This is a genomic window from Bradyrhizobium sp. U87765 SZCCT0048 (genome assembly GCF_018131225.1).
GTDB lineage: Bacteria > Pseudomonadota > Alphaproteobacteria > Rhizobiales > Xanthobacteraceae > Bradyrhizobium_A.
Genome location: NZ_JAFCMM010000001.1, coordinates 163,987 through 185,713, shown reverse-complemented (window position 1 = coordinate 185,713; position 21,727 = coordinate 163,987). Strand labels below are relative to the sequence as shown.

At 66.3% G+C, this 21,727-nt stretch carries 12 protein-coding genes and 1 tRNA gene; 9 read left to right on the top strand and 4 right to left on the bottom strand.

Annotated elements, in window-relative coordinates:
- Positions 1–31: 31 nt before the first annotated feature.
- Complete coding sequence (locus JQ639_RS00780; RefSeq protein ID WP_211970034.1) at positions 32–1,966, bottom strand: hypothetical protein; 1,935 nt, start codon at positions 1,964–1,966, stop codon at positions 32–34.
- A gap of 1,126 nt (positions 1,967–3,092) precedes the next feature.
- Positions 3,093–3,169 (bottom strand) — tRNA-Arg (locus JQ639_RS00775).
- A 276-nt stretch (positions 3,170–3,445) separates the two neighbouring features.
- Between JQ639_RS00775 and JQ639_RS00770 the strand changes: the two genes are divergently transcribed.
- The 6 genes from JQ639_RS00770 to JQ639_RS00745 all read left to right on the top strand — a co-directional run bounded on the left by JQ639_RS00770 (position 3,446) and on the right by JQ639_RS00745 (position 14,644).
- A complete protein-coding gene (locus JQ639_RS00770; protein ID WP_211970033.1) occupies positions 3,446–8,668 on the top strand; it encodes an alpha-2-macroglobulin family protein in 5,223 nt (1,740 codons plus the stop codon).
- Complete coding sequence (gene pbpC / locus JQ639_RS00765; protein ID WP_211970032.1) at positions 8,665–10,779, top strand: penicillin-binding protein 1C; 2,115 nt, start codon at positions 8,665–8,667, stop codon at positions 10,777–10,779. The genes JQ639_RS00770 and pbpC overlap by 4 nt, the downstream gene beginning before the upstream one ends.
- A gap of 50 nt (positions 10,780–10,829) precedes the next feature.
- Positions 10,830–12,578: an ArnT family glycosyltransferase gene (locus tag JQ639_RS00760; RefSeq protein WP_211970031.1), complete on the top strand. Its 1,749-nt coding sequence runs from the start codon at positions 10,830–10,832 to the stop codon at positions 12,576–12,578.
- Positions 12,578–13,381: a phosphatase PAP2 family protein gene (locus tag JQ639_RS00755; RefSeq protein ID WP_211970030.1), complete on the top strand. Its 804-nt coding sequence runs from the start codon at positions 12,578–12,580 to the stop codon at positions 13,379–13,381. Before JQ639_RS00760 ends, JQ639_RS00755 begins: the two co-directional genes overlap by 1 nt.
- A 173-nt stretch (positions 13,382–13,554) precedes the next feature.
- The gene (locus JQ639_RS00750; RefSeq protein WP_211970029.1) at positions 13,555–14,322 is read left to right on the top strand and encodes a glycosyltransferase family 2 protein; all 768 of its coding nucleotides are present in this window, start codon (positions 13,555–13,557) and stop codon (positions 14,320–14,322) included.
- On the top strand, positions 14,312–14,644 hold the full coding sequence (locus JQ639_RS00745) for a lipid-A-disaccharide synthase N-terminal domain-containing protein (protein WP_211970028.1): 333 nt from the start codon (positions 14,312–14,314) through the stop codon (positions 14,642–14,644). Before JQ639_RS00750 ends, JQ639_RS00745 begins: the two co-directional genes overlap by 11 nt.
- Before the next feature lie 15 nt (positions 14,645–14,659).
- Here the strand turns inward: JQ639_RS00745 and JQ639_RS00740 are convergent, their stop codons facing one another.
- Complete coding sequence (locus tag JQ639_RS00740; protein WP_211970027.1) at positions 14,660–16,348, bottom strand: Na/Pi cotransporter family protein; 1,689 nt, start codon at positions 16,346–16,348, stop codon at positions 14,660–14,662.
- A 178-nt stretch (positions 16,349–16,526) separates the two neighbouring features.
- Entirely contained in the window at positions 16,527–17,711 is a 1,185-nt protein-coding gene (metC, locus tag JQ639_RS00735; RefSeq protein WP_211970026.1) for a cystathionine beta-lyase, read from the bottom strand.
- Positions 17,712–17,952: 241 nt separating this feature from the next.
- On the opposite strand from metC, the gene JQ639_RS00730 reads away from it, so the two are divergent.
- From JQ639_RS00730 to JQ639_RS00720, 3 genes are read left to right on the top strand one after another with little or no spacing between them, the layout of a single operon-like run.
- Positions 17,953–18,969: an amino acid ABC transporter substrate-binding protein gene (locus JQ639_RS00730; protein WP_211970025.1), complete on the top strand. Its 1,017-nt coding sequence runs from the start codon at positions 17,953–17,955 to the stop codon at positions 18,967–18,969.
- Positions 18,970–18,992: 23 nt separating this feature from the next.
- Entirely contained in the window at positions 18,993–20,201 is a 1,209-nt protein-coding gene (locus tag JQ639_RS00725; protein ID WP_211970024.1) for an amino acid ABC transporter permease, read from the top strand.
- A complete protein-coding gene (locus JQ639_RS00720) occupies positions 20,198–21,721 on the top strand; it encodes an amino acid ABC transporter permease (protein ID WP_211970023.1) in 1,524 nt (507 codons plus the stop codon). The genes JQ639_RS00725 and JQ639_RS00720 overlap by 4 nt, the downstream gene beginning before the upstream one ends.
- Positions 21,722–21,727: the final 6 nt, after the last annotated feature.

The window sequence follows — 21,727 nt, the reverse complement described above, 5'->3', positions numbered from 1 at the left end:
TGCACGGCGGGCGCGACTGTCGGGACAGACATCAGCGAGGAGCCATACGATAGGCCGTATAGCCGCCGAATTCCCGGACTTGTTGAACCATGTAGCTTTCAGCAAAGAAGTGCAGCCAAGGCCCCCGATGGGCCCTGTCCACGAGCAGCCAGCCCGGCCGACGAAACTGCTTCGCGCCGCGGGCGATGTAGTCCCGGATGACATCCGGCGGAAGCGGGGCGAACAGTCCCAGATTGTTGATCCCGGTCCATACCGTCCCGGGTGTACCGGGCAGCATGACCATATGGGAGTTCAGGATCACTGGACGTTCACCGTGTTCGCGCCCGATCCAGTCGATGGCATCCCTGGCGCTCGCGACCGACGAGCGATCGTCGACGCGATACTGGTCGGTCAGGCTGACCGCTTCGGGCGTATCAAGCTGCATCAGTTTCAGAAGGCGCGAGGGACCGAGATCCCCAGCCGCGCCTGCGCGCCAGGACATATTCAGTTGATCGACGCCGAACGTCGCGGGCCAGGCGATAAAGGCGGCCACGATCGTAAGAGCAACTGCATGCAGGAAGCGGGGTAGGCCAGCGGCAACGGCCCCTGTCAGCACCAATAGAAGAAAGGGGAAGAGATTCAGGAGATTGTTGTCATGGCTGCGCCCGAGATAATAGGAGCCTGCAGCGACGAGAGCGATCAAACTCGCCGTGCTCTGGCGAAGTCGTTGCGGGTCGCTCCTCGTCATTGTCAGCATGAGCAGCACGGCGCTGACCGCAAATATCGGCAATGGCCCCGAAAGATTGACGCTGATGATGCCGGGGGGATTGCGAACGTAGACCAGCAGGCCACTGATTGACGGCCAGTCGTGAAAGATCACCTTGAAGACCAGGGCATACAGCGCCAAGGCAGACACCAGCGCTACGAAACCGGTGACAGCAACGCGGAGAACAACGATGGCAACGGCCATGTGCGTAGGCTTTTCGATGGCTTGCGCTTGCCGCAGAGCAAGCCAGGGCCACCAGATCGCGGTGGCAAAAAAAGCAGCTTCGGGAGACCACGCAAGCCCCAGTAACCATAGTGCCATGCCGGGCACGACGGACTGCTGGTCCTCCTGAAGAACAAACCACAGCAGAAGCGCAAGCGGCAGGTACCGCAGTCCGGCGACAGAAGGGGCGACGAGCGGCCCCATTTCATCCGCAGGATAGCCGGTCCAAAGCAGCGCGGCCGACACCATTGCCGCCAGTGCCAGCCAGCCCAGCCACGGGGGCGCCCTTCGTGTCAGCGCAAGCACGCATCCGCACAGCGCGACAAGGTAGAGCGCGTTGGCGCTCGCCGAGACGACGTACATTGCCTGAAAGCAATTGCTCCGGCACAATCCTGCAATGATTGTTGTCGGCCCAAGCCCGTATTGAACCGGGAAATCGCGGAACGGAACGCCCCCCGCAAGCAGCGTTTCAGCCGGCGAGACATAGGCTCCCCAATGAAGCCAGACCGTGTGGAGACCTTCAGGCGTGCTGAACTGCCCCATCGGTAATGCAGCGAGCAGCCCAAACGTCCCGACGATCACGAGTGCGATTGCAGGCCGTGGCCGGCGGTCGAACGATAGCAGAGGCCATGTCAACGCTGCAGCGCCGAGTATGATCAGAAGGATTGCGCGCGGTATCGACAATGCGAGGCCGGGATCCCACCATGTAGCACCGGCGACGATTGGCAGAGCACAGAGACCACCAAGAAAGGTGACTCCTCCCAGACGAAAGAAGGGCACGACGATTGGAATCGCAACAACCACAGGACCGAGCAGGGCCGGTAGATTACGCGTGAGCAGCAAGGCCCCCGCCAAAGCAGTCATTCCAAAACCGACCAACAGCGCAGGTACACCTGATGATGAAACCGTACGACGCTGGAGAAAAAGAAAGGGAATGGTACATACGGCAGCCAGCAGTGCGAGATAGCCAACCAGCAGCGTGGCCTTATGTTCAATCATTCTATCGTGCCCGGGTTAAAACGCGCGGCACGACATTCAGAACACTGTGCTGAAGCAAGCCGCCTCCCGAGGGAGTGCGGCGTGGTCTGGTGAAGCTGTTCTTCTCGCATTTCAGCCGTAATGGAACGGCGTCAATGCCTGCGAAAGTTCAACGAACTGCCGATGTGCCGACGACAACGGCGTGATCTGTATTGCACCACCTCTTGCGATGAAAGGAGCGTAAGTGCGACTGACAGCCGCGGCGCCGACGCTTGCGTTGATACCAATCTGTTTAGAGTACGCGGCCTGCCGACAACGAATCCGCAGCGTACACGGTCGCCACCGAATCTGATCGAGCCCGCCGAAACGATTTCACGATTCAGCAGAGTGGGCAGGAGCCAGCGCTCACGTCAGTATCTTCCAACAAACTTTGCTATCAAGAAGCTCTGCTATCGCGTGCGTATTTCCAACGATGAGACAGGGCGGACAGGACCACGATCGAACGGGTGCTCGTTTCCAGCTTAGAAGGCGATCCTGTCTTTCAATGATTTCAACGGACGTTGCGACAACGCCCTGCCACGAGCAGCGGCCAAACGGGCAAAATTTGCCGTATCAAATCTCGACCAGAGCTGCGCCCCAATTGCTGAAATCAAGTGTCACAAGGCGGCAAGGGGGCGGTCGCCGCTATAGGCGCAAAATCGTTCGGTCGTCCCCGCCAGTCTTTGATCAAAAGCTTATGCGTGCTGCTCAACGTCAGGAAAATGGCCGTCAGGAGCATTTTCGTTCACACTGACCGGGTTGAGGACCGCGACGGCGACCAGTCCGAAAATCATGCGATCGCTCAGACGAGCCTTGCCGCGGCGCTGACCTGGACGGGCAGCTTCTGGTGGGCGTGCGTCTTCGAGGACGACACCATTTCGCCGTGCCTTCCATGGTCGCGGCTGGCAACGGCGAGCCGTCGATCGTTGGGCAGCAGCTCAAGGTGCCCGGCGGCTCCGGCATCTATCGGCTCGGCCGCAGGGTACCGGCGCGTTTGTCCGCCAGCTGATCCACCGGATCACGTGAACAAAGATCGACTTTAATGTTGCAACCTGCAGTCGGCTGCAACAAAATCACTGGTTGAATTTTACGTAAGTCATTGATTTAATGGCGATCCCGACAGGATTCGAACCTGTGACCCACAGCTTAGAAGGCTGTTGCTCTATCCAACTGAGCTACGGGACCGTGACTCGCTTCATAGCAGCAAAATGCTGATGAAATCCGACACAATTTCAATGCCGGTGTTCCGAACCTCGAAGCGGGGTGCGGCGACAACTGCAGGGGTATCCCAGATCGGGACCCCTGCGCAATTGTGCGTGACGAAGCCGTCATGCCGATGGGCCATGATCGTGCGTGAGAGACGACTTTTGCATCGCGCGATCGTGTAGCCATGAGGCCGTCACGATTCGCGCATCTCGTCGACTTCAGGCGGCGTGCGTCCGCCACTTCAGGGAGTTCATCATGATCGGTCTGGTTCGCGCCGCCACGTTGGTCGCAACGCTGGCGTTCGGTCTTGTCGCGGCACAGGCCGCCGACAAGGCATTCAAGCGCGACGACCTTGCCGATGCCGGCATCCGGCTCGAAGCCCAGATGAAGAAGGATGCGGGCCCGGTCGCCAAGCCGGCCGCGATGCTCAATACCGATGCCGACGCCGCATTGCGCCGCAACGACCTGCGCGCCGCCCTGCAGATCCTCGGCCAGGTTGCTGCGGTCGCGCCGGACGATGCCGGTAACTGGCTGCGCATCGCCAGGACCATTCTGCAGGTCCGCCCTGTCGACAACCGCGAACAGACGTTCCTGCTCGAGCGCGCCTCGACAGCGGCCTACATTGCCTATCAGCGGCTCGGCAATCCCGCGGAGGAGGCCGACGCGCTCGCGGTGCTCGGCAAGTCGCTTGCCGAGCGCAAGCTGTGGCGGCCGGCGCTCGATGCGCTGCGGCTGTCGCTGGACCAGCGCGAGGTCGCGGACGTGCGCGGCGAATATGAGAAGCTGCGCGACGACCACGGCTTCCGGTTGCTCGACTACACCGTGGATTCGGATTCGGCATCGCCACGGGTGTGCTTCCAGTTCTCGGAGAACCTCGCCAAGCGCGCCGACTTCACGCCGTTCGTCACGCTCGGCGGCGTCGACCAGCCGGCGGTCAGCACCGAAGACCAGCAGCTCTGCGTCGAAGGTCTCAAGCACGGCGAGCGCTACAACCTGAACCTGCGCGCCGGCCTGCCGTCGGCGGTGAAGGAAACCCTGCCGAAGTCGGCCGAATTCAACGTCTATGTCCGCGACCGCAAGCCGTTCGCCCGGTTCACGGGCCGTGCCTATGTGCTGCCGCGCACCGGCCAGCGCGGCATCCCGCTGGTCAGCGTCAACACCCCTGCGGTGACGATCCAGATCTTCCGCATCGGCGACCGCAACCTGATCAACACCGTCGTCGGCGGCGATTTCCAGCGCGCGCTGTCGAGCTACGAGCTGTCGAACCTCGGCGAGGAGCGCGGCGTCAAGGTGTGGTCGGGCGAGATGGCGACCGCGACCAGGCTGAACGAGGACGTCACGACGGCGTTCCCGGTCGACCAGGCGGTCGGCGATCTCCAGCCGGGCGTCTATGTGATGACCGCGGCCGCCAAGGGCCCGGGCTCGGCCAGCGATGACGATTCCGGCTCGCTCGCGACCCAATGGTTCATCGTCTCCGACCTGGGGCTTACCGCGTTCTCCGGCAACGACGGCATTCACGTGTTCGTCAATTCGCTGGCATCGACCGCGCCGGTCGGTCGCGCCGAGGTCCGCCTGATCTCCCGCAGCAACGAGGTTCTCGCCACCAGGACGACGGACGAGGCGGGCCATGTGCTGTTCGAGACCGGCCTGACCCGCGGTGACGGCGGCCTGTCGCCGGCGCTGCTGACGGCGGCGGCGGAGAAGGCCGACTACGCCTTCCTCAGCCTCAAGTCCAACGCCTTCGATCTCACCGACCGCGGCGTCGCCGGCCGCACGGCGCCGGCGGGCCTCGACGCCTTCGTCTATGCCGAGCGCGGCGTCTATCGCTCGGGCGAGACCGTCTATCTCACGGCGCTGCTGCGCGACGGGCAGGGCAAGGCCGCCACGGGCAGCCCGCTGACGCTGGTGGTCGAGCGCCCCGACGGCGTCGAATTCCGCCGCGCCGTGCTGACCGATCAGGGCGCCGGTGGCCGCAGCCTGACGCTGCCGCTCAACTCGGCCGTGCCGACGGGCACCTGGCGCGTGCGCGCCTTCACCGACCCCAAGGCGCCGTCGATCGGCGAGACCACCTTCATGGTCGAGGACTATGTGGCGGATCGCATCGAGTTTGATCTGTCGTCCAAGGCCAAGCAGATCGCAGCCGACACGCCCGTGGAGCTGCAGGTCGACGGGCGCTTCCTCTATGGCGCACCGGCGGCGGGGCTGACCATCGAAGGCGACATGCTGGTGGCTCCGGCCGACAGCCGACCGGGCTTCGCCGGCTATCAGTTCGGCGTCGCCGATACCGAGACCGCGAGCAACCAGCGCACGCCGCTCGAGGACCTGCCCGAGGCCGATGCCAACGGCAAGGCGACGCTGAAGGTCAGCCTCGCCAAGCCGCCGTCATCGACCCGGCCGCAAGAGGCGCAGTTCTTCGTCCGCATGGTCGAGACCGGTGGCCGCGCGGTCGAGCGCAAGCTCACGCTGCCGGTCGCGCCCCAGGGCAACATGATCGGCGTCAAGCCGCTGTTCGCCGACAAGAACGTCGCGGAAGGCGATCCTGCGAAATTCGACGTGGTGTTCGTCGCCCCCGACGGCAAGACGCTGGCGCGCAGCGGGCTGCGCTACGAACTGCTGCGCATCGAGTCGCGCTATCAATGGTACCGCCAAGGTTCGTCCTGGGACTACGAGCCGGTCAAGACCACCAAGCGCGTCGCCGACGGCGACCTGACCGTGGCGGCCAACGCACCCGCGCACATCCAGCTGTCGCCGCAGCCCGGTCGCTATCGCCTCGACGTCAAGACCGGCGATGCCGATGGCCCGCTGACCTCGGTGCAGTTCGACGTCGGCTGGTATTCCGACGGCAGCGCCGACACGCCGGACCTGCTGGAAACCTCGATCGACAAGCCGGAGTATCAGTCCGGTGACACCATGACCGTATCGGTCAACGCCCGCACCGCGGGCCTGCTGACCATCAATGTTCTCGGCGATCGCCTGCTGACCACACAGTCGGTCGACGTCAAGGAGGGCATGGCCCAGGTCAAGATCCCCGTCGGCAGCGACTGGGGCACCGGTGCCTATGTCCTGGCGACGCTGCGGCGGCCGCTCGACGCCAACGCCCAGCGCATGCCCGGCCGCGCCATCGGCCTGAAATGGCTCGGCATCGACAAGAAGGCTCGCACGCTCCATGTCAGCCTCACGCCGCCGGCGCTGATCCGGCCGAACTCGACATTGAAGCTGCCGGTGAAGATCGAGGGCCTCGCGCCCGGCGAGGATGCCAAGATCGTGGTCGCGGCTGTCGATGTCGGCATTCTCAACCTCACCAACTACAAGCCGCCGGCGCCGGACGATTACTATCTCGGCCAGCGCCGCCTGACCGCGGAGATCCGTGACATCTATGGCCAGTTGATCGACGGCATGCAGGGCACGCGCGGCCAGATCCGCTCCGGCGGCGACGCCCCCGCGGCGGAGTTGCAGGGCAGCCCGCCCACCCAGAAGCCGCTGGCGCTGTATTCCGGCATCGTCACGGTCGGTCCGAACGGCGCCGCCGAGATCAGCTTCGATATTCCGGAGTTCGCCGGCACCGCGCGGGTGATGGCCGTGGCCTGGACCGCGACCAAGCTCGGCCGCGCCAACACCGACGTCACCATCCGTGACCCTGTCGTGCTGACGGCGACGCTGCCGCGTTTCCTGCTCAACGGCGACCACGGCTCGATGACCCTCGATATCGACAACGTCGAGGGGGCGGCCGGCGACTACACGATCGGCATCAACACCACGGGTCCAGTCAAACTGGCCGGCCCCAATCCGTCGACGGTGATGCGGCTCGCGGCGAGGCAGCGCAACAGCGTCTCGGTGGCGCTCGACGCGGGCGGGGCGGGCACGGCGAAACTCGATATCGACATCCGCGGCCCCAACGGCCTGACACTCGCGCGGCACTACACGCTCGACGTCAAGCCGGCGACGCAGATCCTGGCACGCCGCACTGTGCGCACGCTGGCCAGGGGCGAGAGCCTGACGCTGTCGCCGGACATGTTCGCTGATCTCGTGCCGGGCACCGGCGGGGTGTCGGTGTCCGCCAGCCTGTCGACGGCACTCGATGCCGCCACCATCCTCAAGGCGCTCGACCGCTATCCGTTCGGCTGCTCCGAACAGATCACCAGCCGCGCGATGCCGCTGCTGTACGTCAATGACCTCGCGGTCGAATCCCATCTGGCGATGGACACGGCGATCGACCAGCGCATCAAGGATGCGATCGATCGTCTGCTGGCGCGGCAGGGCTCGAACGGCTCGTTCGGCCTGTGGTCGGCCGGCGGTGATGATGCCTGGCTCGACGCCTATGTCACCGACTTCCTGACCCGCGCGCGGGAGAAGGGCTTTGCGGTGCCGGACACGCTGTTCAAGACGGCGCTCGACCGCATCCGCAACACCGTGGTGAACGCCCAGGAGCCGGAAAAGGACGGTGGCGCCAATCTCGCCTACGGCCTCTATGTGCTCGCCAAGAATGGCAACGCGCCGATCGGCGACCTGCGCTATCTCGCCGACACCAAGCTCAACAACCTCGCAACGCCCATCGCCAAGGCCCAGCTCGCAGCAGCGCTCGCGCTCGTCGGCGACCGGGCGCGGGCGGAGCGGGTGTATGCGGCGGCGCTCGACAGCCTCAATCCGAAGCCGGTGCTGGTGTTCGGCCGCACCGACTACGGCTCGTCGCTGCGCGACGCCGCCGCGCTGGTGTCGCTCGCGAGCGAAGGCCACGCGCCGCGCGCGACGCTGACCTCGGCGGTGCAGCGGGTCGAGGCTGCCCGCGGCCTCACGCCGTACACCTCGACACAGGAGAACGCCTGGCTGGTGCTGGCCTCGCGGGCGCTGGCGAAGGAAGCCAATGCGATGTCGCTGGATGTCGACGGCAGCCCGGTGAAGACCGCGCTCTATCGCAGCTACACCGCGGCCGATGTCGGCACCAGGCCGGTGAAGATCACCAACACCGGAGACGCACCGCTGCAGGCGGTGGTCGCGGTCACCGGCGCGCCGGTGACGCCGGAGCCGGCAGCCGCCAACGGCTTCAAGATCGAGCGCACGTACTACACGCTCGACGGCAAGCCGGCGGACATCGCCCAGGCGAAGCAGAACGATCGCTTCGCCGTGGTGCTGAAGATCACGGAGCCGAAGCCGGAGTACGGCCGCATCATGGTGGTCGACTATCTGCCGGCGGGCCTGGAGATCGACAATCCGCATCTCGTGTCGTCCGGCGACACCGGCACGCTCGACTGGATCGAGGACGGCAAGGAGCCCGCGAATACCGAGTTCCGTGACGATCGCTTCAATGCGGCGGTCGACCGCACGGGCCGCGACAAGCCGGTGTTCACGGTAGCGTACGTGGTTCGCGCGGTGTCGCCGGGCAAGTACGTGCTGCCGCAGGCTTATGTCGAGGACATGTACAATCCCTCGCGTTATGGCCGCACGGCCACCGGCACGGTCGAGGTGCGGCCGGCCAAATGAGCGGCGAGGGGACGATCCCGGCCAGCGCCACCAGGCGCCGGCCCCTGCGAACCGCGGCGCTGGCGGCGCTTGTCACCATTGGCGTCGGCCTCGGCGGATTTGCCGGTTGGGTGGTCTCGCTCGGCCCCGTACCGCTCGCCGAGGCCCGCAAGGTCTCGACCGTGGTCGTCGACCGCAACGGCAGGCTGCTGCGCGCCTATGCCATGGCGGACGGCCGCTGGCGCTTGCCGGTGACCTCGGCATCCGCAATCGACCCGACCTACCTCAACCTGCTGCTGGCCTATGAAGACCAGCGCTTCCGCCAGCATGGCGGCGTCGATCCGCTGGCGCTGGGACGCGCCGCATTCCAGCTGGCGACGCGCGGTCACATCGTCTCCGGCGGCTCGACCATCACCATGCAGCTGGCGCGGCTGCTGGAGCCGCGGCGGGAGCGCTCCGTGCTCGCGAAGCTGCGGCAGATCGTGCGCGCGGTCGAGATCGAGCGCCAGCTCGACAAGGACCAGATCCTCGATCTCTACCTGACGATGGCGCCGTTCGGCGGCAACCTCGAGGGCGTGCGAGCGGCGTCGCTGGCGTATTTCGGCAAGGAGCCCAAGCGGTTGTCGCTCGCGGAGGCAGCCCTTCTGGTGGCGTTGCCGCAGTCGCCGGAGAAGCGGCGGCTCGACCGCTATCCCGAGGCGGCCCGCGCCGCGCGCGACCGCGTGCTCGAACGCATGGTGCACGAAGGGCGGGTGTCGGCGGACGACGCCGCCATGGCGCGCGCCGAGAAGGTGCCACGGCTGCGCAAGCCGATGCCGTTGCTGGCGCCGCATGCCACCGATCAGGCCGTCAGCGCGGCGCCCGACGCGCGGCTGATCCGCACGACGCTCGAGGCGACGCTGCAGACCACACTCGAGGCCCTGGCCCGCGACCGCGCCGGGTCGCTCGGCGCCGATGTTTCCGTCGGCATCCTGGTTGTCGACAACGCCAGCGGCGACGTGCTGGCCCATGTCGGTTCTCCGGACTATTTCGACGTCCGCCGGGCAGGGCAGGTCGATATGACCCGCGCAGTGCGCTCGCCGGGATCGACACTGAAACCGTTCATCTACGGACTCGCGTTCGAGGACGGCTTCGTGCATCCGGACAGCCTGATCGACGACCGTCCGATCCGGTTCGGCAACTACGCCCCGGAGAATTTCGACATGAGCTTCCAGGGCACGGTGCCGGTGCGCCGGGCTCTGCAGCTGTCGCTCAACGTACCGGCGATCGCGCTGCTCGACAGGGTCGGCGCCAGCCGGCTCTCGACGCGGCTGAGACAGGCCGGCGCCGAGCTCGTGCTGCCCAAGGACGAAGTCCCCGGCCTCGCCATGGGACTCGGCGGTGTCGGCGTGACGCTGAGCGATCTGGTGCGGCTGTATGCCGGCCTGGCGCGGCTCGGCCAGACGGTCGCGCTCCGCGAGATCCTCGACGACAGCGACGGTGCCCGCGAACCGGCGCGCCTGATGGACCAGGCTGCCGCCTGGCAGGTCGGCAACGTTCTCCTCGGCACTCCGCCGCCGGAGAACGGCGTCTCCGGCCGGATCGCGTTCAAGACCGGAACGAGCTACGGCTACCGTGACGCCTGGTCGGTCGGCTTCGACGGTCGCATGACCATCGGCGTGTGGGTCGGGCGGCCGGACGGCGCGCCGGTGCCGGGCCTGATCGGACGCAGCGCCGCGGCGCCGATCCTGTTCGATGCCTTTGCCCGCACCGGCAAATTGCCGGCGGCGCTGCCCCGGGCGCCGCGCGGCGTGCTGATGGCAAGCAACGCCAGGTTGCCATTGCCGCTGCGCCGCTTCCGTCCGGCCGGCGAACTCGTCCGCACCGGCAATGAACAGGCGCTGCGCATCCAGTTTCCCCTGAACGGCTCGCGGATCGATGCCACCGGTGATGGCGCGAAATCGTTTGCGCCGCTGCCGATCAGGGTCGCCGGTGGCGTGCTGCCCCTGACAATGTTGGTTAACGGAATATCCGTCGGTGATATCGACAGCCGCCGGCAGACGCTGGTGGAGCCCCCGGGGCCGGGCTTCGTCCGCCTCACGGTCATGGACGCGACTGGCGCGGCGGACACAGTTGTGGTGAGAATTCAATAACGCGGGTGCAAACTGTTGTGGGGGTGGCGGTTTCATCGTATGCGAAACCGATGTCCGAGACCCTCTACCGCCCCCGTTTTGGCGCACCGCGCGAACCCGCAAACCGGGTCGATCCTGGCCGCGGGCTGGCGCGCATTGTCGACGTCGCGGCGGGCAGCCATGCGCGCGCTTCGATTTTCCTGATCCTGATCGGACTGCTGTTCTTCCTCCCGGGCTTCTTCAACATCCCGCCGATCGACCGCGACGAGGCCCGTTTCGCGCAGGCGACCAAGCAGATGGTCGAAACCGGCGATTTCGTCGACATCCGGTTCCAGGACGAGGTCCGCTACAAGAAGCCGGTCGGCATCTACTGGTTGCAGGCGGCCGCCGTCGAAACCGCCTCCAGGCTCGGACTGCCGCGGGCCCAGGTCCGCATCTGGCTGTTCCGCATTCCCTCGCTGTTCGGCGCCATCGGCGCGGTGCTGCTGACCTACTGGGCCGCGCTCGCCTTCGTGACGCGGCGGGGCGCGGTGCTGGCGGCCCTGATGCTGTGCGGCTGCGTGCTGGTCGGCGTCGAAGCGCGGCTCGCCAAGACCGACGCCGTCCTGCTGTGCGCTTCGGTGGCCGTGATGGGCGCACTGGCGCGGATCTATGTGCCATGGCAGCGCGGCGAGGATCGCGCTCGCCCGTCCTGGGGCCTGCCGGCGGTGTTCTGGACCGCGATCGCGGCCGGTCTGCTGGTGAAGGGCCCGCTGATCCTGATGTTCGCCGCCCTGGCGATCGCCGCTCTGTTGATCCTCGACCGCAACGGGGCCTGGCTGTGGCAGTTGCGGCCGGTGTGGGGCCTGATGTGGGTCCTCGTCCTGGTGCTGCCGTGGTTCGTGCTGATCGTCCTGAAATCCGGCGGCAGCTTCTTTGCCGACTCGATCGGCGGCGACATGCTCAACAAGCTGGCGAGTCCGCAGGAGTCGCACGGCGCCCCTCCGGGGCTTTACTTCGTGCTGTTCTGGCTGACCTTCTGGCCGGGATCGGCACTCGCCGGCCTTGCCGCGCCCGCGATCTGGCGCGCCCGGCGCGAGCCCGGCGCCCAGTTCCTGCTGGCGTGGCTGGTGCCGTCGTGGATCGTGTTCGAAATCGTCATGACCAAGCTGCCGCACTACGTGCTGCCGCTGTACCCGGCGATCGCGATCCTGATCATCGGCGCGCTGGAGCGGCGCGTGCTGTCGCGCACGCCATGGGTGGTACGGGGCGCGTCGTGGTGGTTCGTCGTGCCGGTCGCGATCTCGGTGGCGATGATCGTGCTGTCGATCGCGCTGACCCTGCAGCCGGCTTTCCTGGCTTGGCCGTTCGCCGCCGGCGCAATGATCTTCGGCCTGTTCGCGTGGTGGCTCTACGACGACAACGAAGCGGAGAGATCGCTACTGAACGCACTGGCGGCATCGTGGTTTCTCGGTGTGGTCGTCTACGGCGTGGTGATGCCGTCGCTGTCGCCGCTGTTTCCGAGCGTCGAGCTGGCGCGCGCGCTGCGCAATGTCGAATGCGTCGGCCCCAGGGCCGCGGCCGCGGGCTTCCATGAGCCGAGCCTCGTGTTCATGACCAGCACGTCGACGCTGCTGACCGACGGCTCGGGCGCCGCTGATTTCCTCGGGCAGGGCAGTTGCCGCTTCGCGCTGATCGAGTCGCGGCAGGAGCGGGCGTTCGCCGCGCGCGCCGAAGCGATCGGCCTGCGCTACAACGTGGCGACCCGCATCGAGGGCTATAACTATTCGCAGGGCCGGCAGGTCTCGATCGCAGTGTTCCGCTCGGAAGGAACACGGTGATGGCCGGCGACACGAAGGACCGCGCCGCCTATCCGGTCGCGCTCGTCCGCTACGCGGCGCTGTCGCTGGGACGGCTGTTCCACGCGCCGTCACACTCGCACGCACCGGCGGCACGGCGGCGGCTCGCAGGGCAGGTCGCGCTGCTCGTCGGCGGCACGATCGTCGTGGCGGTGCTCCTGATGCTGACCCTCGACGTGCCGGTCATTCGCGCGATGCCCTCCCGCGGCGCCCCGGAGTTGTGGCAGGCGCGCATTCTCACCGATTTCGGCAAGTCGGAATACGTGCTGTGGGCGTGCGGCGCGCTGGTGCTGCTGAGCCTTGTCGCGCTTCCGGCCTTATCGGGGCTGCGGCGCGCGCAATGCGCCGCGCTCAACGAACGGCTGTCGTTCGTGTTCCTGGCGGTCGCCGTCCCGAACATCGCCGGCGAAGTGCTCAAGGGCATCATCGGCCGCGGCCGGCCGTTCGTGGGCGGCACCCCCGACGCCTTCCATTTCTCGCCGCTGACGTGGTCGCCGCAGTACGCCAGCCTGCCGTCGGCCCACGCCATCACGGCGTTCTCGCTCGCTTTCGCCGTCGCCGCGGTTTGGCCGCGCACCCGCTACGTGATGGCGGCCTATGCCGTCCTGATCATCCTCACGCGTCTCGTGCTGCTCGCCCACCATCCGAGCGACGTCATTGCCGGCGGCATGGTCGGTGTCGTCGGCGCCATGGTCGTCCGGCAATGGTTCGCCGCCCGCCGGCTCGGCTTCATGATCGCCGATGACGGGCGGATCACGCCCTTGCCGGGGGCGGCCATCGGCTGAAAGGGGTTGCCGGGAGGGCCGCAGCCCCATAAGAAGCGTCCGCGTCCGAGAGCCATCTTGGCCCTGACAGGCCAAAAGCCTGCAAGATATTGGACGAAAAGAGGTTTTCAGCAATCGGCCGGCGCCGTGGCGCTTGCCTGCGCAACGGCTGTGTCCGGCGGATTGATAGAACGATGAACACCATGCCTTCCGATGCCGCCCGCCCGGTTCCCGCGGTGTCGATCGTCGTGCCGGTCCGCAACGAGCAGGACAATGTCGCCCCGCTGATCGCCGAGATCGTGGCCGCGCTCGACGGCCGCTGGGCCTACGAGATCATCTACGTCAACGACGGCTCGACCGACGCCACCGCCGATCGCCTGACGGAGCTGATGCGGACACATCCGGAACTGCGTCAGATCCGTCATGCCCAGTCGTCCGGCCAGTCCGCGGCCGTGCGCACCGGCGTGCGTTTCGCCCGCGGCGCCATCGTTGCCACCCTCGATGGCGACGGCCAGAACAATCCGCAATTCCTGCGCGACCTCATCGGTTGCCTCGAGGAGGGCGGCGCCAGGCTCGGTCTCGTCGCCGGCCAGCGCGTCGGCCGCAAGGACACCGGCTTCAAGAAATTCCAGTCGCGCGTGGCCAACGCCGTACGCAAGTCGGTGCTGCGCGACGGCACACGCGACACCGGCTGCGGCCTCAAGGCGTTCCGCCGCGACGTCTTCCTGTCGTTGCCGTATTTCGACGGACTGCACCGCTTCCTGCCGGCGCTGGTTCGGCGTGAAGGCTTCGAGATCGCTTACGTCGATGTGATCGATCGCCCGCGCCATGCCGGCGTTTCGAACTATGGCTTCTTCGACCGGCTCTGGGTCGGCATCATGGACCTCGCAGGGGTGTGGTGGCTGATCCGGCGCAAGAAATCCACGCCGGTCGCAACCGAGGTGACTGCCCATGTCGGCTGATATCCTGACCAAGCTCAGCGCTTACCTGCATGACGTCTTTGTCATGAATTTCGACGGCTGGGTGGTGCTGGGCTTCGCTGCCCAGGCGCTGTTCACGATGCGCTTCGTGGTGCAGTGGATCGCCTCCGAACGGGCGCGCAAGAGCGTGGTGCCGTCGGCGTTCTGGTTCTTCTCCGTCGGCGGCGGCGTGCTGCTGCTGATCTATGCGCTCTATCGCCGTGACCCGGTGTTCATCGCCGGCCAGGCGCTCGGCCTCGTGGTCTACGCGCGCAATCTCTATTTCATCATGCTGTACGGCCGGCAGACGGCGTCCGGCGAGTAGAACCGCCGGAGCCGTTCAGGTCGCCGGCCGCGCCGTCGTGGCCAGCGGCGAATGGCCGTGCTCGGGCTTTTCCAGCGGCGGCAATTCGCCCGCGGCTTCCAGCACCGGGTAGGCCGTCGCGCTGATGTGCGAGTGAATTCGCTTGAGGTCGCGCAGCACGTCGAGATGCAGCGACGTGGTCTCGACGGTCTCCGGACGGCCTTCACGCAGGCGGTCGAGATGGCGCTCGGTGGCCGCGACCTCGATGGCCCGCAGCTCGGTCTTGTCGGCGAGCAACTGTCGTGCACCATCGACGTCACCGGACATGAACACCGCGAACGCCAGCCGCAGGCTATCCAGCACACGCCTGTGGAAGGCGGCGAGTTCGGCCGCCCCCTCCGGCGAGAACTGCAGCCGGCGCCTGGTCTTCTTGGCTGCCAGTTCGCTGAGATTCTTGTCGATGATATCGCCGACATGCTCGAGATTGATCGCGAACGCGATGATCTCCATGGCACGATGGCCCTCGTGCTCGTCGAGGCTGCCGCGCGTCAGGCGGGTGAGATAGAGCTTGATCGCCTCGTGCAGGCGATCGACGGTGTTGTCCATGCGCGAGACGTCGGCCGCCAGCGCGCGGTCGTTGGTCAGCAGCGCGATCATCACCTTGTGCAGCATGATCTCGACCATGTCGCCGACACGCAGCGTCTCGCGGGCGGCATCGACAAGCGCCAGCGCCGGCGTCTCGATGGCACTGGCGTCGAGGTAGCGCGGCGCCGCGGGATCGTCGGCGAGGGCGCGAACCGGGAACACGCGCTCCAGCAGGCGGGCCAGCGGACCGAGAATGCCGATGAAGGCAACCGCCGTCACGATGTTGAAGACGACGTGGATCTGGGCCGTCAGCTTTGCCATGTCCGGCTGCCACTGCGCGGCCATCTGGCTCAGCGGATGCAGCAACGGCAGCACCAGCGCGATGCCGGCCAGACGGTTGACGAGGTTGCCGACGGGCAGGCGATAGCTCTCGGGGCGATCGCGGCGCGCGCCCTCGATGATCGGATTGATGGCGCTGCCGAGGTTGGCGCCGAGCACCAGCGCAATCGCGGCCGCCGGCGTGATGAACTGCGAATAGGCCAGCGACATGACAAGCAGGACGGTGGCGACGCTGGAATGCGCCGCCCAGGTCACGGCAGCAGCGATGACGATGCACAGCACCGGATCGCCGGTGATCGCGCCCATCAGCACGCGCACCGCCGGCGCGTTCTCAGCCGGCGCGAGCGTGTCGAGCAGGATGTGCAGTGACAGCAGCATCAGACCAAGGCCGATCGACACCCGGCCCATGTCCTTGATGCGGCTGCGCGGTCCGTTGCGAAAGGCGACGAGACCAAGGATGAACAGGATCGGCGCGACCTCGGCGATATTGAACGACAGCAGCTGGACGATCAGTGTGGTGCCGACATTGGCGCCGAGCATGATCGCGAGCGCCGGGGCGAGGGCAACGAGACCTTCTGCGGCGAACGAAGTCGTGATCAGCGCGGTCGCCGTGCTGCTCTGGAGCACTGCGGTGAGGCCCAGGCCCGCAGCAAAAGCAGTGAAGCGATTGCCGAGCGCCCTCGACAGGCCCTTGCGCAGCTCGCCGCCGAACGCGCGCAGGATGCCGCTGCGGACCATGTGCAGGCCCCACAACAGCAGCGCAACGGCGCCCATCAGATCGAGAAGGACAAGGGTTCCCATGCTCTGCGTCTCCGTCCACGGTCCTGCCGGACAATGGCCCGGCTGTTCAGGGGGCTGCCGCGGACACTCTCACGGCAGTACGGATCGACACGTCAGGTCGTGTCGCGCGCGCTCGACGCTTCACGACATATGGGATCTGTGGGCTGCGTTTCCACCCGCGCGAGCGCGAAACGCTGCGTTACACTGCGGCGTTGAACGCCGCGAAGCCGCGCGCGAGATCGGCCTTGAGATCGTCGATCTGCTCGAGACCGATGTGAAAGCGCAGCGTCGGACCGCCGGGCTCCCAGTTCGTCGCGGTCCGATAGGACGCGCAGTCGAAGGGGATGACAAGGCTCTCGAAGCCGCCCCAGGAGAATCCCATGCCGAACAGCGTCAGGGTATCGAGCAAGGCATTGACCGCGGCCTGCGGCGCGGGCTTGAGGACGATGCTGAACAGCCCGCTGGCGCCGGTGAAATCCCGCTTCCAGATGGCGTGACCGGGATCCCCGTCGAGGGCGGGATGCAGCACCCGCTGCACCTCGGGGCGTTCGGCGAGCCAGCGCGCGATCTCGATGCCGGCCTGCTGGTGATGGGCAAGTCGTACCGCCAGCGTGCGCAGGCCGCGCAACGCCAGAAAGACATCATCCGGGCCGACGCAGACGCCGAGCAGCCGGATCGCCTCGGTAATCAGCGGCCAGGCCCTGGCATTGGCGGAAATGGTCCCGAACATGATGTCGGAATGGCCGCCGATGTATTTGGTGCCGGCCTGCACGCTGATGTCGACGCCCTGTTCGAGCGAACGATGAAACAATGGCGTCGCCCAGGTGTTGTCGTCGATGACCAGCGCATCACGGGCGTGCGCGACAGCCGCGATCGCCGGAATGTCCGGCATCTCGAATGACTGCGACCCCGGCGCCTCGACCATGACAACGCGGGTGTTGGGCCGGAACAACGCTTCGATGCCCCCGCCGATCAGCGGATCGAAGTAGGTGGCCTCGATGCCGTAACGTGTCAGCAGGCCGTCACAGAACGCACGGGTCGGACGGTAGATGCTGTCGGCGACAAGCAGATGATCGCCGGCCTTGAGCACCGCCAGCAGCGCGGTCGAGATCGCCGCAAGGCCGGAGGGGGCGAGGCCGACGCCCTTGCATTGCGGCCCCTCGAGCGCGATCAGCGCGTCCTGCAGCGCCCGGGTCGTCGGCGTGCCGTGGCGGCCATAGGAGAATTCGCTGCGATGATGCAGCAGGTCGTCGGCCGTGGGATAGAGCACGGTCGAGCCGCGCACGATCGGCGGATTGACAAACCCCTTCTGCGCCACGGTGTCACGGCCCGCGGTCACGAGCGCTGTTTCGGGGGCGAGGCGAGGATCCTTGGAATCGGCCATGGCAGCAGACGACAGCAAAATTCGGGTGATGAGGGAGATTCGGCTCGCTCCTCAGCGACGCGAACGGAACGATGCGGACCGATAAGAGGACGGGGGAAGGAAGCCGTCAACCCCTTGACCTGCAAGGGCCGCCGTTCTGTTATGCGCCGCAAAGGTTTATCCCGTCCTGCCGCGCATCCATAGCATGGTTTTGCGCGCGGGGCGCTCGGCCATATGCGCCGCCAATGTGAAAGGTCCTGTCATGAAACGCCTGTCCGTCGTCTCCGCCCTCGTGCTGATCGCTGGCGCTTCACTCCAGGGCGCCGAGGCACAGACGCTGAAGACCGTGAAGGACCGCGGCGTTCTGTCCTGCGGCGTCAGCCAGGGACTGCCGGGATTCTCGGCTCCCGACGACAAGGGCAACTGGGCAGGGCTCGACGTCGACGTCTGCCGCGCCATCGCCGCCGCCTTGTTCGACGATCCGGCCAAGGTCAAGTTCGTGCCGCTGTCGGCCAAGGATCGCTTCACCGCGCTGCAGTCCGGCGAGATCGATGTGCTGTCGCGCAATTCGACCTGGACGCTGTCGCGCGACACCTCGCTCGGCCTCAACTATACCGGCGTGAGCTACTATGACGGGCAGGGCTTCCTGGTGCGCAAGTCGCTCAAGGTGAATTCGGCGCTCGAGCTGAACAGCGCTTCGCTGTGCGTGCAGACCGGCACCACCAACGAGCAGAACGTGGCCGACTACTTCAAGGCCAACAACATGAAGTACGAGATCATCGCGTTCAGCACCGCCGATGAAACCGTGAAGGCGTACGAAGCCGGGCGCTGCGACGTGTTCACCGCCGACGTCTCCCAGCTCTATGCCGAACGGCTCAAGCTCGCGAACCCGAACGATCACGCCGTGCTTCCCGAGGTGATCTCCAAGGAACCGCTCGGCCCGGTGGTTCGCCACGGCGACGACCAGTGGTTCGACATCGTCAAATGGACGCTGTTCGCGATGGTCAATGCGGAAGAACTTGGCATCACGCAAAAGAACGTCGACGAGATGGCAAAATCCGACAAGCCGGAGCTCAAGCGCATCTATGGAACCGACGGCAATCTCGGCGAGCAGCTCGGCCTGACCAAGGACTGGTTCTCCCGCATCATCCGCGCGGTCGGCAACTACGGCGAGTCGTTCGATCGCAACGTCGGCGCCGGTTCGAAGCTGCAGATCTCCCGCGGCCTCAACAAGCTGTGGAACCAGGGCGGCATCCAGTACGCGCCGCCGATCCGCTGAGACCGCCGGCAGAACGCCGCACCATGGCGATCGATGCCCGCCCACCGCCGTCGCAGCTCCGCCACAAGCTGCGGCGCGCGCTCGGCGGCAGGGCCGGGTGGAACGGCGTCGTGCTGCAACTCGTCCTGCTCGCCCTTCTCGCGTGGGTCGGCTATGAGATCGTGGCCAACGCTCGCGCCAACCTTCAGGCGCAGCATACCGCCTCGGGTTTCGGCTTCCTCTCCAACACGGCCGGATTCGCGGTCAGCCAGGCGCTGATCCCGTTCTCGGAATCCAGCACCTACGGACGCGTGTTCGTCGTCGGGCTGCTGAACACCCTGGTCGTCTCCGTGATCGGGATCGTGTTCGCGACCGTGATCGGCTTCATGATCGGTCTCGGACGGCTGTCGCCGAACTGGCTGCTGGCGCGTCTTGCCGGCGGCTATGTCGAACTCGTTCGTAACCTGCCGCTGCTGTTCCAGATCCTGTTCTGGTATCTCGCAGTGCTCGCGGCATTGCCGAGCCCGCGTCAGAGCCTGTCGCTGTTCGGCGGCGCATTTCTCAACAACCGTGGCTTCGTCGTGCCCCGGCCGGTCCCGCTCGATGGATTTTTTCCGTTCGTTGCGGCACTCGTTCTTGCCATCATCATTGCCGCCGGCCTGCGAGTCTACAGGCGCCACGCGCTGTACGAATATGGCCGCCGGTTGCGGCTGTGGCCGTACAGCCTCGCGGCGCTGGTCGGTCTGCCGGCGATCACCGCTCTGGCATACGGAGCGCCTCTGAGCTTCGAGATGCCGGCACTCCGCGGTTTCAACTTCGCCGGCGGCACGCGCATCATCCCCGAATTCGTCGCGCTGACCGTCGCGCTGTCGACCTATACCGCAGCGTTCATCGCCGAGATCGTCCGCGCCGGCGTGCTCTCGGTCAACCGGGGACAGATGGAGGCCGGGGAATCGCTCGGCCTGTCGCGCGGTGCCACGCTGCGCCTCATTGTCATCCCGCAGGCGATGCGGGTGATCCTGCCGCCGCTCACCAATCAGTACCTCAACCTGACCAAGAACTCCTCGCTCGCGGTCGCCATCGGCTATCCCGACCTGTTCTCGGTGTTCGCCGGCACAACGCTGAGCCAGACCGGGCAGGCGATCGAGATCATCGCCATCACGATGGGCGTCTATCTCGTGATTTCGCTGATCACCAGCGCGCTCATGAGCGTCTACGGCTGGCGCCTCAACCGAAGCCTCGGTGCGACATGACGGACACGCCCGCCAGCGCTTTCGTCCGCCGGGACCTGGCGCCGCAGCGTCCGGCGCCGATGGTCACGACAGGACTGATCGGTTTTGTGCGCACGCGGCTGTTCAATACCCCGACGAACGCAGTGCTGACCATCGTCAGTGCGCTGCTGTTCGCCAGCGTCCTGGTGCCGACGATCCGCTTTCTGCTTGTCGACGCCGTATGGCAAGGCCAGGACCGCAACGCCTGCCTGCCCGAGGCCATCGGCCGTCCGGTCGGCGCGTGCTGGCCGTTCATCCAGGCCAAGCTGATCCAACTGATCTATGGCTTCTATCCGGCCGAGGCGCGCTGGCGCGTCAACCTGATCTTCCTGCTCGCGGCCGCGCTGCTGCTTCCGCTTCTGATTCCGCGCCTGCCGGCGAAGGCGCTGAATGCGGGGCTGTTCTTCCTGGCCTTTCCCGTGGTGGCGTTCTTCCTGCTGCGCGGCGGCGGCATTGCCGGCTTCGGCTTCACATGGTTCGCCGATGGCGCGCTCGGTCTCGCCAACAGCCTGGTCGAGGCTGGCCGCGGGCTGGCGGCACTGGGCGAGGGGCAGGGTACGCTCGGCCTCATACCACTGGCCCTCGGCAAGGCGCTGGTCCTGCTCGGCAGTGTGCTCGCCATCCCGATCATGCCGTTGACATGGCTGCGCGAGGCAATTCGTGCGACCGGACAACCGGTCTGGGCGGACCTCGTGCTCACCGCCATCGTCGTCTCGGCGCTGCTGTTCCTGCTCAACGGCGCGTTCCGCACCGGCTGGCGTGCACTTGTCGTCAGCGCGGTCACGTTCGCCTGCATCGGCCTTGTCATCGCAGCCCTCGGGCTCGACCGCGGCGGACTGCCGGTGGTCGACAGCCGCCTCTATGGCGGCCTTCTCGTGACCCTCATCGTCTCGGTCACCGGCATCGTCGGCTCGATGCCGATCGGCATCGCACTCGCGCTCGGCCGGCGCGCCAGCATTCCACTGGTCCGCGTGTTCGCCATCGCCTTCATCGAGTTCTGGCGCGGTGTGCCGTTGATTACGGTGTTGTTTTTTGCAACCTACATGCTGCCGCTGTTCCTGCCGGGCAACTTCACCATCGACGGCCTGCTGCGCGTGCTGATCGGCATCGCGCTGTTCGCCGGCGCCTACAATGCCGAGGTCATTCGCGGTGGCCTGCAGGCGATCCCGCGCGGGCAGGCGGAGGCGGCGAGCGCGCTCGGGCTGTCGTACTGGAAGACGACCTCGCTCGTGGTGTTGCCACAGGCGCTGCGCCATGTCATTCCCGGCCTCGTCAACAGCTTCATCGCCCTGTTCAAGGACACCACGCTGGTCCTGATCGTCGCCATCTTCGACCTGCTGGGATCGCTGCGGGCGGCGTTCGCCGACCCGGTGTGGGCGACGCCGACGACGCTGTTCACCGGATTCGCCTTCACCGGCATCATCTACTTCGTGTTCTGCTTCGGCATGTCGCGCTATTCGCTGTTCGTCGAGCGCCGCCTCAATGCGCACCGACGCTCCTGAGAAGGA